Annotated in this window: 11 protein-coding genes; 3 read left to right on the plus strand and 8 right to left on the minus strand. The window is 68.1% G+C overall.

The features are described from left to right. Positions 1-2 precede the first annotated feature (2 nt). The 4 genes from AC5P53_RS14130 to AC5P53_RS14145 form a co-directional block, all read right to left on the minus strand. The gene (locus tag AC5P53_RS14130) at positions 3-929 is read right to left on the minus strand and encodes an ABC transporter six-transmembrane domain-containing protein (protein WP_169411074.1); all 927 of its coding nucleotides are present in this window, start codon (positions 927-929) and stop codon (positions 3-5) included. A gap of 190 nt (positions 930-1119) precedes the next feature. Next, positions 1120-2196, minus strand: coding sequence for an ATP-binding protein (locus tag AC5P53_RS14135; protein WP_049406889.1), 1077 nt, complete (start codon positions 2194-2196; stop codon positions 1120-1122). Positions 2197-2199: 3 nt separating this feature from the next. Next, complete coding sequence (locus tag AC5P53_RS14140) at positions 2200-2916, minus strand: response regulator (RefSeq protein ID WP_041864192.1); 717 nt, start codon at positions 2914-2916, stop codon at positions 2200-2202. Between the two features lie 53 nt (positions 2917-2969). Continuing rightward, positions 2970-3536, minus strand: coding sequence for a hypothetical protein (locus AC5P53_RS14145; RefSeq protein ID WP_172601393.1), 567 nt, complete (start codon positions 3534-3536; stop codon positions 2970-2972). A 237-nt stretch (positions 3537-3773) separates the two neighbouring features. Between AC5P53_RS14145 and AC5P53_RS14150 the strand changes: the two genes are divergently transcribed. Together AC5P53_RS14150 and AC5P53_RS14155 are read left to right on the plus strand one after the other, a co-directional pair. Next, positions 3774-4955: an efflux RND transporter periplasmic adaptor subunit gene (locus AC5P53_RS14150; protein ID WP_241886879.1), complete on the plus strand. Its 1182-nt coding sequence runs from the start codon at positions 3774-3776 to the stop codon at positions 4953-4955. A gap of 2 nt (positions 4956-4957) precedes the next feature. Beyond that, positions 4958-6901 carry a MacB family efflux pump subunit gene (locus AC5P53_RS14155; RefSeq protein WP_126412316.1) on the plus strand — a complete coding sequence of 648 codons (1944 nt, stop codon included), beginning with the start codon at positions 4958-4960 and terminating at the stop codon, positions 6899-6901. Between the two features lie 114 nt (positions 6902-7015). Here AC5P53_RS14155 and AC5P53_RS14160 read toward each other — a convergent pair whose 3' ends face one another. From AC5P53_RS14160 to AC5P53_RS14170, 3 genes are all read right to left on the minus strand, one after another. Then, positions 7016-7609: a mechanosensitive ion channel domain-containing protein gene (locus tag AC5P53_RS14160; RefSeq protein ID WP_241886878.1), complete on the minus strand. Its 594-nt coding sequence runs from the start codon at positions 7607-7609 to the stop codon at positions 7016-7018. Between the two features lie 6 nt (positions 7610-7615). Then, on the minus strand, positions 7616-8482 hold the full coding sequence (locus tag AC5P53_RS14165) for a glucose 1-dehydrogenase (RefSeq protein WP_032962699.1): 867 nt from the start codon (positions 8480-8482) through the stop codon (positions 7616-7618). Positions 8483-8583: 101 nt separating this feature from the next. Then, positions 8584-8967, minus strand: coding sequence for a sensory rhodopsin transducer (locus AC5P53_RS14170; protein ID WP_111206933.1), 384 nt, complete (start codon positions 8965-8967; stop codon positions 8584-8586). A 59-nt stretch (positions 8968-9026) separates the two neighbouring features. Between AC5P53_RS14170 and AC5P53_RS14175 the strand changes: the two genes are divergently transcribed. Then, the gene (locus AC5P53_RS14175; RefSeq protein ID WP_495227424.1) at positions 9027-10013 is read left to right on the plus strand and encodes a TIGR03885 family FMN-dependent LLM class oxidoreductase; all 987 of its coding nucleotides are present in this window, start codon (positions 9027-9029) and stop codon (positions 10011-10013) included. Here the strand turns inward: AC5P53_RS14175 and AC5P53_RS14180 are convergent. Continuing rightward, positions 9983-11569: an alpha-amylase family protein gene (locus tag AC5P53_RS14180; protein ID WP_241886877.1), complete on the minus strand. Its 1587-nt coding sequence runs from the start codon at positions 11567-11569 to the stop codon at positions 9983-9985. The genes AC5P53_RS14175 and AC5P53_RS14180 overlap by 31 nt on opposite strands. Positions 11570-11680: the final 111 nt, after the last annotated feature.

Consider the following 11680-nt stretch of genomic DNA (forward strand, 5'->3'; position numbering starts at 1 on the left):
GGTCAAGCGGCGCCCTTGTGGTCCGCATCGTCCATGCCGGGGCTGACACGGCGGCCGATATCCTTCAGCCGCGCAAGCTGATCCACCATTGACGGCGCATCGTCCAGGCTGCCGACGAAGGTCCACAGGTAGGTCATCACCGCGTAGACGTGGCCCGGTGTAACGCCTTCACTGGTGGCAAGGCGGCCGATGGTCAGCGCGAACAATGCCGCGGCAGCCAGCCCGATCACCACATAGGCGCCGGCTTCGCGGTCGGACAGCAGGATGCGCAGGCGCGACAGCGTGGTGTAGTGGCGGCGCAGCACCGAGGGGCTGACCCGGTCGACCAGCCGGATTTCGTGTTCCAGGCGGTTGTTCAGTCGGCCGTGCAACTGCTCGTTGCGGCGTGCGAACGAGGGCAGCACCAGCAGGGCGCCGAGCAGGGTGGCCAGGCCAGCGGCACCGACCATCGGCTCGATCGCCAGCAGCATGGCCACTGCACCGAACATCGATGCCAGCGCGGTGGCGATGATCGGCACGTGCTTTTCAAAGAAGTCGACGAACTCGCGGGCCAGCACCACGCGTGCCGCCGAAGTGGACGTCGCCTGGCCCAACCGGCGCTGCGCCTGCACCACGCTCACTGCCAGATCGGCATAGATGCGGGTGAAGGTGCGCGTATCCACCGCCCGACGGGCGGCACCCACCAGCCAGAACAGCAGTACCACGCCGGCATAGGAGATGGCATGGCCGATGTTGCCGCTGATGATCGCGTCTACCGCGAAGCCGGCGAACAACGGATAGGCCAGCAGCAGGGTGTTCTCCAGCGCCACCAGCGAGAACGTGCCGGTGAGCTGCCAGGGGTAGGTGCGCAGGATGGCCTTGAGCGTGGCGGCCGCATTCTGCTGGCCGATGCTGCCGGCGGCGGCCGCTGGATCGTGGGGGTGTTGCATGGGATGCCTGGGGGGTTCGGGGACAGGGCAGGGGACGGATGCCTGCCATCTGCCGGGTCGCGCCCAGTATCTGCAGCCCTTTGGAGCGGGCATGGAGGGATGATGGAGATTGCGTGGAGAAATCGGCGGCGTTCAGCCACGCGCGTGGTGCCCACCAAGGTGGGCTGCTACCAGGGCAGCGTCTACGGCCTCAACGGCGCACGTGCACCGGCCAGCGGATCTCGAACGAACTGCCGCCACGCTCGGTAGCTCGGCACTGCGCCGTTCCGTGATGGGCCACGGCAATCGCACGCACGACCGCCAGGCCGAGGCCTGAGCCCCCGCTCTGCCGCGAGCGCGACACATCGGTGCGCTGGAAGGCTTCGAAAATGCTGTCGCGCAGGTCGTCCGGCACGCCGGGGCCACCATCTTCCACGGCCACCGCGCAGTGCCCCTCAGCGAGGGTGACGCGCACCCGCAGCGGGCAGGGGATGGCATGGCGACGGGCGTTCTCCAGCAATGCCAGCACCGCCTGGCGGATGCGGGCCGGATCGCAGTCCGCCAGCGACGGCCGCGCGTCCAGGCTCACCGAGAAGCCGCTTTCGGTCAGCGCCTCGGACATCGCCTCCACCACCGCCGCCACCTGCACGCTGACGTCGCTGCGTTGGAGGCGCAGATCCAGGTGGCCACTCTCGGCCAGGCTGACCACGCGCAGGTCCTCGATGATGCGGGTCAGTCCCTCCAGCTGGGTGAGCATGCTGTTGAACTGCTCGGGGCCCGGCTCGAATACACCTTCGGCGATGCCTTGCAGGCGGCCACGCAGGATGGTCATCGGCGTGCGCAGTTCGTGTGCGATGGCCGCGTTCCAGAACACGCGGTTCTCGGACATCCGGCTGAGCCGCTCGGCCATGGAATTGAAGTCGTTGACCAGCGTGGCGGCCTCGGCCATCGAGGTGTCGCCGCCGCGCGCGCGCGCCTCCAGGTCACCGCTGGCCACGCGACGCAGGCTTGCGGCCACCGAATTCAACGGGGTGATGATGCGCCGGGTCAGGCGAGACGCGATCAGGGTGGCCAACGCCACCACCACGGTGGCGGTCAGGCCGATCCACAGCCACTCCAGCCCGGAGGGCATCATGGACTTCGGCTCGTCATACCAGCGCGGATAGAACACCTCCAGCAGGTAGTAGAACAGGTAGAAGCCGCTGATCGACAGCACCGTCGAACACAGCGAGGCCACGGTGATCGACAGGCTGATCTGGCGGCCGATGCTCTTGCCTTTCGCAGTCATCATTCAGTCCAGGAAGCGGTAGCCGACGCCACGGATGGTGGCGGGAATGCCGATCACGCCGACATCCTCGAGCTTGCGCCGCAGCTTGCTGACATGGCTGTCGACGGTGCGCTCCTGCGCATCGCCCTCGGGCAGGCAGGCGTGCAGCAGGTCCACCCGCGCATGCACCTGGCGCGGCGCGCGCGCCATGTGCACCAGCAGCCGGAATTCGGTGAGGGTGAAGTTCAGTGCGTGCGCCTGCTCGCCGTTGCGGACCGTCACTTCGTGGCTGCGCAGGTCGATCTCGAACGGGCCCTGGCGGATCAGCCCGGTGGGTTCTTCGGCCACGCTGCGGGCACTGCGGCGCAGCACGGCCTGGATGCGTGCAACGATCTCAGCGGGATTGAATGGTTTGGCCACGTAGTCGTCAGCGCCCACACGCAGGCCGGTCAGCTTGTCCACGTCCTGGTCGAGCGCGGTGAGCATGATCACCGGCGTGTTGCCGCGACGCCGCAGTTCGCTCAGCACCTGCCAGCCATCCAGCTTGGGCATCTGCACATCCAGCAGTACCAGGTCCGGGCGCAGCTGGCGGTGGCTGGCAAGCGCCGCCTCGCCGTCGGCGGCGCGTGCGCTGCGCAGGCCCGAACGGGCCAGGTAGGCACCGAGGATGTCGGCGATCTCGCTCTCATCTTCGGCAATCAGCACCAAGGGGGGCTGTCGGTTACGGGGTTCGTATTTCATGGCGTACGGCGGGTTCGAGGCCAGGGCGGGCAGGGGCCGGATCAGGGGCAGGGTCATCGTCGGCGTTCCCTGGCCTGCGCCTCTTCGTTGGCCGCCCAGGCCAGCGTGGCCAGCACCAGCGAGCGCTGCAGGCTGGGGTCCACCGAACCCGCGCCGCGCAGCTGCTGCAGCGTCAGGGTAGACACCGCGGCAGGCAGCGCGTTCCAGCGCGAGGCCATGGGGGTGGCGTTCACCCGGGCCTGCAGCCGCGAGGCCATGCCCACGATGGCGCGCAGGCGCACTGCCAGCAGGGCGGCGACCACGGCGGTGGCGGGCGCAAGCAGCAGATGCAGGTTGACGTTGGCGGCCGGAGGTGTTGCCGACCAGAACGCCAGGCCGATCAAGGCCAGCGATGCGAGCGACCCGGAGCGGCGGGTGCGTCCGGGCCCGTCACTGCGGAACCCCAGCAGGGCGGCGGCCCCGAAGCCGGCCAGCAACGGCAGTAGCGGATACGGTGCGACCCACATCCATGTGCTGGTCGATGCCAGCACCAGTGCGATCAGCCACGGCGAAGGCGCACACCACGCCAGGTAGGCACGGCGCACATCGATGGGTGGCAGGTCCGGGTAGGAAAGGGGCACGGCAGGCTGGCAGTCGGCGAGGCCGCCGAGGCTAGCGACCGTTGATGGAGACTTGGTCGAGATTGTGTCGAGATTGCGTGGAGCCGCGCCATGGATTCAGCGGCCGACGCGGTCCCTGAACGGCGGTCGCGTCTCCATCCAATCTCCACAGCGGCTCCAAGAAACATCCACCTGGGGCTTCCAGACTGCGGCCCTGGCGGTCGCACCGGGCGACTGCACGCACCCCCGGAAGTTTCGATGAACAACCGCAGGACCTGGATCATTGCCGCAACGCTGGCCGTTCTTGCCGGCGGCGGTTGCTGGTGGGCGTTTGCCGATGGCGAGGATGCCGCGTTGATCACCGCACCGGCAAGGGTCGCCGGTCTGGAAAAGACCGTGCAGGCGGTCGGCCGGGTCAATCCGAAAGAACTGGTGGCCGTGGGCGCGCAGGTCTCCGGGCAGGTCACGCGCCTGCATGTGGTGCTGGGCCAGCACGTGCAGGCCGGCGACCTGATTGCCGAAGTGGATTCACAACCGCAGCGCATTGCCCTGCGCAGTGCCGAAGCCGCCGCCAACGCGCTGCGTGCGCAACATGCGGCCAGCCAGGCGCGCTACCGCCAGGCCCTTCGCACGTACGATCGCCAATCGCAGCTGGTGGCGTCGCGGCTGGTCTCGCAGGAAGGCTTCGAAGCGGCACGTGTGGCGCGCGATGCGGCGCGCGCGGATGCCGCTGCGTTGCAGGCGCAGATCGACCAGGCGGTGACCCAGGTGGAAACCGCCCGCATCAACCTGGGCTACACGCGTATCGTGTCGCCGTCCGAGGGCTACATCGTGGCCATCGTCACCAAGGCGGGGCAGACGCTGAACTCGATGCAGACCACGCCGACCATCGTGATGCTGGCACAGATGGACACGATGACGGTGCGCGCCGAGATCGCCGAGGCTGACGTGGAACTGATCGCACCCGGCCAACCGTTGTGGTTCTCGACGCTGGGACCGAGCGGGCGCCGCTATGAATCGCACCTGCAGCAGCTTGAGCCAGCGCCGTCGTCGATTGCCGACGCGTCCAGCGGCAACAGCGGCGGATCGGCGCAGACGCCGAAAGCGGTGTACTACGCGGGGCTGTTCGACGTGGCCAATCCGGGCTTGATGCTGAAGCCTTCGATGACGGTGAAAGTGACGATCCAGCTGGCACGCGTGGCCAATGCACTGCAGGTGCCGCTGACCGCCCTGAGCGAGTCCGACGACAAGAACGGCAACGGCGCAACCGTGCGGGTAGTCGATGCGAAAGGCCGCGCCCACGAGCGCGCTGTGACTACCGGCCTGCGCACCGCCACCGCCGTGCAGATCATCTCTGGCCTGGAAGCGGGCGAGAACGTGGTGGTCGGCCAGGCGCCCAGCGGTGGCGATGCCGAACCCACCAGCCTGCTGGGGATGTGAGCATGGCCGACGCACTGCTGGAATTGAAGGGCGTATCGCGCGCCTATCGCTCGGCCGCCGGCGAGGTGGTGGTGCTGAAGGAGGTCTCGTTGCGCATCGATGCCGGCGAGTTCATCGCCATCATCGGCCCCTCGGGTTCGGGCAAGTCCACGCTGATGAACATCCTGGGCTGCCTGGATCGGCCGACCGAAGGCAGCTACCGCGTGGAGGGGGCTGCGACCGAGCAGATGTCGCCTGACCAGCTGGCGCGCCTGCGCCGCGAGCACTTCGGCTTCATCTTCCAGCGCTACAACCTGATGGAGAACCTCAGTGCCACCGAGAACGTGGCCTTGCCCGCCGTCTATGCCGGGGTGGAGGCCGATGCGCGCACCACGCGTGCCCGCCTGCTGCTGGAAACGCTCGGCCTGGGCGAGCGGACCGCGAACCGGCCCAGCCAGTTGTCCGGCGGCCAGCAGCAGCGCGTCTCCATCGCACGCTCGCTGATGAACGGCGGCGCGATCGTGCTGGCCGATGAGCCGACCGGCGCGCTGGATCATGCCAGTGGCAGGCAGGTGATGGCCGAGCTCGAGCGCCTGCATGCGCAGGGCCATACCGTGATCCTGGTCACCCATGATGCGGCGATTGCTGCCCACGCGTCACGGGTGATCGAGATCGCCGATGGGCGTGTGGTGGCGGATCGCCAGGAGCGAGGCCCTTCGGTGCGGCAGCGTTCGGACGCACCGGCGCGCACATCCACGGCGGCTACCGAGCGGCGCGCCCGCATCGATGCCGTGCGCGAGGCGACGCGCATGGCGGTGCGTTCGATGCTGGCCCATCGCCTGCGCACCCTGCTGACCATGCTCGGCATCATCATCGGCGTGGCCGCGGTGGTGACCGTGGTTGCGCTGGGCAAAGGCGCGCAGGCGCAGGTCGAGGCGCAGATAAACGCGCTGGGCGCCAGCACGCTGGAGATCTTCCCGGGCGCCGATTTCGGTGACCCGCGCTCGGCGGAGATCGAGACGCTGGTGGTAGGCGATGCCGATCACCTGGCCGCCCTGAGTTACGTGGACAGTGTCAGCCCCAACCTCAGCGGTTCGGTAGCAGCACTGCAGGGCGGCCGACGAGCCAATACGCAGGTACTGGGCGCCGGTGCGGATCTGCCGCGCGTGCGCGGGCTGCGCCTGAGGGCCGGCCGGTTCTTCACCGATGCCGAGGTGGAGGCGCATCGGGCAGTGGGCGTGGTCGACCAGAAGGCAGCGAAGGCACTGTTCGCTGGCAACCCTATCGGCAGCACGGTGCTGCTGGGCGGCATGCCGGTCGAGGTGATCGGCGTGGTGGGTGCCAATGCATTCGCCGGTGGGGCCACGCCAACCGTCTACGTTCCCTATACGTCGGCTGCCTCCCGGCTGCTGGGCAGCCAGCGCCTGGAGAGCATCACCGTGCGCGTACGCGACAACGTACCCACCAATGCCGCCGAGGCCTCGCTGGGCGCCGAGCTGGAGCGCCTGCATGGTCGTCGCGATTTCTTCATCTACAACTCGGACCAGATCCGCAAGGCGGTGATGAAATCCAGCCAGACCATGGCGGCGCTGGTTTCAGCGATCGCGGCGGTGGCGCTGGTGGTTGGCGGCGTGGGCGTGATGAACATCATGCTGGTGTCGGTGAAGGAGCGCGTGCGCGAGATCGGCGTGCGGCTGGCGGTGGGGGCGAGGCAGGGCGACATCCTGCGCCAGTTCCTGATCGAGGCGGTGCTGATCTGCCTGTCCGGTGGCGTGCTGGGCGTACTGCTGGCCTTCGCCGTGGGTGCGCTGTCCAGCCTGCTGTCGCTGGGGGTGCCCTTCCTGTTCACGCCAGGGCCGGTGCTCGCCGCGCTGGCATGTTCGTCTGCGATCGGGCTCGGTTTCGGCTACTTCCCGGCACGCAACGCCGCACGGCTGGACCCGATCCAGGCGTTGGCAGCGGAGTAGGGTCGCCCGCTGTGGCACCTTGAGCCGAGCCCACGCTCGGCTGCGCTCCGTTCGGCCGCGACGCACCCTGCGCTGCGCGCAGCGAGCCGAGCATGGGCTCGGCTCTACAGCGACTCAGCGCACCTTGCCCTTTATCGGCAGGCTGCCCGGCAGCTGCGAATAGCCGCTGTCACCCCAGTGCCGGGTGATGCGCTGGAAGAACAACGAGTTCGGCACGCGCAGCAGGCAACCGCGCGCGCCTTCGCCACGGTCACTCAGCGTGGTGTAGATCAGGTTGATGTCCACCACCTGGCCGCACAGGCCCGGCTTGTCCACGCTTTCCAGCACTTCGATCGTGTCGTTGATGCGGAACGGGCGCGTAGCCACGATCAGGAACGAACAGAACAGGTTGGACAACACGCTCCACGCGGCAAAGAACGCCACCGCACCGACCGCCATGAACCCGGTCAGCGCGGTCCACAGCACCGAGCGCGAAACGCCCAGCCGCTCCAGTATCAGCAGCGTGGCCGCCAGATACAGCAGCAATGCACCGCCGCGGCGCAGGCCCACATGAAGCTCTGGAGCCAGCCTGCCGCGCTGCCGGGCCTGCACGAGCAGCCACGCCAGTGCACGCACCATCAGCCAGGCCACCCCGAGAATGACCAGCACCTCGGCCACCGGTACCACCACCAGCAGCCAATCCGCGATCCAGGCAGGCAGTCCGGCCATGGGCGGTCACAGCGTTGCCGCGCCGCCGGAGATGGTCAGCAAGGCACCGGAGGTATAACTGGCGCTGTCCGAAGCCAGCATCACGTAGGCCGAGGCCAGTTCCGCGGGCTGCCCGGGGCGGCCGAACGGCGTCTGCGAGCCGAATTGCTCGACCTCTTCGGAGGCCATGCCTGCCGGAATGAACGGTGTCCAGATCGGGCCGGGCAGCACGGCGTTGACGCGTATCTGGTGCTCGGCCAGCAGGCCCGCCAGCCCCAGCGTCAGGTTGGCGACGGCGCCCTTGGTCGCAGAGTACGGAAGGATGTTCGGGGTCGGTCGCTTGGAATTGACCGATGCGGTGTTGATGATCGCGCCGCCACCGCGCAGGTGTGGCACGCACAACCGCGTCAGATTGAACACGGCATGGACATTGGTATCGAACGTCCGCTTCCAGTCATCCAGGGTGATGTCGTCGAAGTGCTCGTAGTAGCGCTGGTAGGCCGCGTTGTTGACCAGGATGTCGAGACCGTCCAGCTCGCTGGCCACGCGGTCGACCAGCGAGCGCGCCTGCGCCGGGTCGCTGATGTCACACGGTACCAGCACGGCCTTGCGCCCGGCCTGTTCGATCTGCTGCTGCACATGGCGGGCGTCGTCCTGCTCGCCATCAAGAAAGGCGATGGCGACGTCGGCACCCTCGCGCGCGAAAGCGATGGCCACCGCTGCGCCGATGCCGCTGTCACCGCCGGTGATCAGTGCCTTCTTGCCCTGCAGCAGGCCATGGCCGCGGTAGCTGTCCTCGCCGTGGTCCGGCCGGGGCTGCATCTGCGCGGTCTTGCCGGGGAAGGATTGCTGCTGCGCCGGGAAGGGCGGACGTGGGTAGTCGGGCAGGGCCATCGTCACTCTCCGAAAGGGAACCTGGCGGCAGTCTCGCTCGGCGCGGGTAAAAGGCCGGAGGGCGCGGTGTCGTGGCAGCGTGGACGACTGCGCACGGTGCTTCACAACGGATGGGCGATCGTGGTCATGATGCTGTTGGCCGGCTGCCGTGAATCCAGCCGCGTGTGCTGCACGATGATCGGCTGGTCGGATTCGATGAGGGTGGCGAAGCCGGTGCCGCGTGGTACCTGCGCCGGATCCTGCAGGTCGTTGAAGCGCAGGTGGCAGGTGCGTCGTGCTGGCACGGTGATCCGGTAGGGACCGACAGGATCGCGGTCCTCGAAGTAGAGGGTCAGCGTGACATGCGCGTCCTCGTTGCCCGCATTGAGGACGCAGCAGGTTTCGTGACTCTGCATCTCCGGCGACGGGCCGTTGCTCCAGGCTGGAATGTAGCCTTCGGCGATAGCCCAGCGTCGATGCCCGATGCAGGAGGTGTTCGTTTCCATGACGCCGTTTTAGCTGGAGGGGTGTTGCCATCGTGTCCAGTCCCCGCACGGAATCCGTGATGACCATCGGCTACCACGCATCGCATGAGCAGTTCCCGCCCGCCACCTTGCTGGGCCTGGCGCTGCGCGCCGAACAGGCGGGATTCGAGGCTTTGATGTGCTCGGACCATTTCCACCCGTGGACGACTGCGCAAGGGCAGTCCGGCCACAGCTGGGTATGGGCCGGCGCGCTGGCGGTGCAGAGCGCATTGACCTTGGGCATGGTGACCTGCCCGATGCTGCGCCAGCACCCGGCATTGGTGGCACAGGCAGCGGCGACGCTGGAGCAGTTGGCGCCGGGCCGGATCTGGCTGGCGCTGGGTACCGGCGAGGCCCTGAACGAGCGCATCACCGGCCAGCCGTGGCCAGCCAAGCGCGAGCGGCAGAAGGCATTGCGCGATGCGGCCGAGGTGATGCGGCGGCTGTGGGGCGGCGAGCAGGTCGACCACGACGGTGGCTTCCGGGTGCGCCAGGCACGGCTCTACAGTCGCCCGGCGCTTCCCCTGCCGCTGCTGGGGGCGGCCGTCACCGAGGAAACCGCACGCTGGATGGGGGGCTGGGACGATGGCCTGATCACCATCAGCCAGCCACTGGCGCAGTTGCGGCGTGTGGTGGCGGCGTTCGAGGACGGCGGCGGCAGGGGCAAGCCGATGTACCTGCAGGCCAAGCTCTCCTACGCGCGCGCCGAACAGGCGGCGCTGGAAGGCGCGATGGAGCAGTGGAGCGCCAACGTGCTGCCGCCGGAACTGGCCGAAGGCCTGGACCAGCCCGAACAGTTCGAAGCACAGGCCCGATCGGTCAGCGCCGAGGTGGTGCGCGAGCACGTGCATGTCTCGGCAGACCTGGGCCAGCATCGGGCCTGGCTGCAGGAGCTGCAGTCCCTGGGGTTCGATCGCATCTACCTGCACAACGTGAACCGCGAGCAGGAACGCTTCATCGACGACTTCGCCGAACACGTACTGCCTGCGCTGCGCACTCAGGCACCCTCGGCAGCCAGCCACGTATAGCCATGGCCCTGCAGGTAGCAGCGACGACCCTGCAGTTTGGCGCCGTGGCCCACCAGCGTGTGCAGCGGGCCGTGCAGGGGTACGTCCACCTCAACCGGGTTGTCGCCGAAGTTGATCAGTGCCAGTGCCTGATGGGGTGCCTCACCGAAGCGGAGCATCAGCAGCGCGGGTGAGGGTGGGTCGAGCGTGTGTGGCCCCTGCTGCAGCACGGGATGGGCATTGCGTTGCTGCAGCAGCTCGCGCACCCGCAGCAGCAGTGAGTCCGGCATCGCGCGTTGCGCCTCGACATTCACCGTGCGGTAACCGTAGGGGCCGTCCGCCGGTGGCGCGCGCCAGGCATGCCGCGATTGGTCGGTGAACCCAGCCCCTGGGCCGTCATGCCAGTGCATCGGCATGCGCACAGCATTGCGTTCGGGCAGCTCCAGGCAATCACCGAGGCCGATCTCTTCGCCATAGCGGATCACCGGCACCTGGCCCAGCGACAGCAGCGCCGCCCAGGCCATTGCCTGCCATGCGATGTCGCCGTCCAGCATCGGTGCCAGCCGGCGGCGGACGCCACGGCCATAGATGCGCATGCCACGCTCAGGAGCGAAACGTTCCATCACCGCTTCGCGCTCATCCGGCTCCAGCTGCTCCAGGTCCAGTTCATCATTGTTGCGCAGCCAGGCAATGCGTGTGTCCGGCGGCGCGTGCGGGCCGTACTCGGCCATGACCCGGGCCACTTCGCTGGCATCGCCGCGTGCCAGTGCCAGGAAGAAGTGATTGTTGAGGTGGAAATCCAGCAGGTGCGAAAGCCGCCGCCCGTGGCACAGGAAGTCACCGTAGCGGGACGCGCGGACATCCGCTTCGCCGATCAACGGCAGCCCTGGTTGCTGCGCGTCTGCCGTGGCGCGCATCGCCTCCAGCAGCCACAGCCCGTCGTCGCGCGGGTCCGCGTGGCGGGCGCGCTCGACCATGTACGGGACCGCGTCGACGCGGAAGCCGGCCACGCCGCGCTGCAGCCAGAACGTCATTACCTGCAGCAGTTCCTCGCGTACCGGCGCATGGGCCAGGTCGAGGTCCGGCTCGTGCCGGTAGAACATGTGCCGGTTGAACGCGCCGGCCTCGGCATCCCATGTCCAGACAGAGGCCTCGATCGGCGGGAACATCGGCTGCAGGCCGTCGTCAGGCATGTGGTCGCTCCACAGGTACCAGCGGCGCCAGGCCGGGTCACCCTGCTGCGCGGCGACGAACCACGGGTGCGCGCTGGCGGTGTGCTGCATCACCAGTTCGACGATGATGCCGATGCCACGTGCGTCGGCGGCATCGACCAGGCGCTGGAACGCGGCCTGGTCGCCCAGGCGCGGATCGATACGGTAGTGATCGTTGACATCGTAGCCACCATCGCGGCCGGCGTTGCAGTAGAACGGCAGCAGCCAGACATGGCTGATGCCAAGCCACTGCAGGTAGTCCAGCTTTTCCGTGATGCCATCCAGCGTGCCCCAGCCGCGGCCGTCGCTGTCGCGGAACAGGTAGGGGTCGATCTGGTAGATGGCGCGCAGCGGACGCACCGCCATGGGCTTCTCCGGCACTGTTCACGGGTGACCAGCCTGCTGTCGCGCGTGGCAGCGGTTCGTGAAACGAATGGCACCGCATCATGACGTGGCATCCACGGCCCGTGCATGCCC

The organism is Stenotrophomonas sp. YJH_SMC_82, from assembly GCF_059368875.1.

What these genes read in the sequence shown, in the direction of transcription:
- AC5P53_RS14130 (WP_169411074.1), bottom strand. Translation starts at nt 929, where the DNA reads ATGCAACACCCCCACGATCCAGCGGCCGCCGCCGGCAGCATCGGCCAG.
- AC5P53_RS14135 (WP_049406889.1), bottom strand. Translation starts at nt 2,196, where the DNA reads ATGACTGCGAAAGGCAAGAGCATCGGCCGCCAGATCAGCCTGTCGATC.
- AC5P53_RS14140 (WP_041864192.1), bottom strand. Translation starts at nt 2,916, where the DNA reads ATGAAATACGAACCCCGTAACCGACAGCCCCCCTTGGTGCTGATTGCC.
- AC5P53_RS14150 (WP_241886879.1), top strand. Translation starts at nt 3,774, where the DNA reads ATGAACAACCGCAGGACCTGGATCATTGCCGCAACGCTGGCCGTTCTT.
- AC5P53_RS14155 (WP_126412316.1), top strand. Translation starts at nt 4,958, where the DNA reads ATGGCCGACGCACTGCTGGAATTGAAGGGCGTATCGCGCGCCTATCGC.
- AC5P53_RS14160 (WP_241886878.1), bottom strand. Translation starts at nt 7,609, where the DNA reads ATGGCCGGACTGCCTGCCTGGATCGCGGATTGGCTGCTGGTGGTGGTA.
- AC5P53_RS14165 (WP_032962699.1), bottom strand. Translation starts at nt 8,482, where the DNA reads ATGGCCCTGCCCGACTACCCACGTCCGCCCTTCCCGGCGCAGCAGCAA.
- AC5P53_RS14170 (WP_111206933.1), bottom strand. Translation starts at nt 8,967, where the DNA reads ATGGAAACGAACACCTCCTGCATCGGGCATCGACGCTGGGCTATCGCC.
- AC5P53_RS14175 (WP_495227424.1), top strand. Translation starts at nt 9,027, where the DNA reads ATGACCATCGGCTACCACGCATCGCATGAGCAGTTCCCGCCCGCCACC.
- AC5P53_RS14180 (WP_241886877.1), bottom strand. Translation starts at nt 11,569, where the DNA reads ATGGCGGTGCGTCCGCTGCGCGCCATCTACCAGATCGACCCCTACCTG.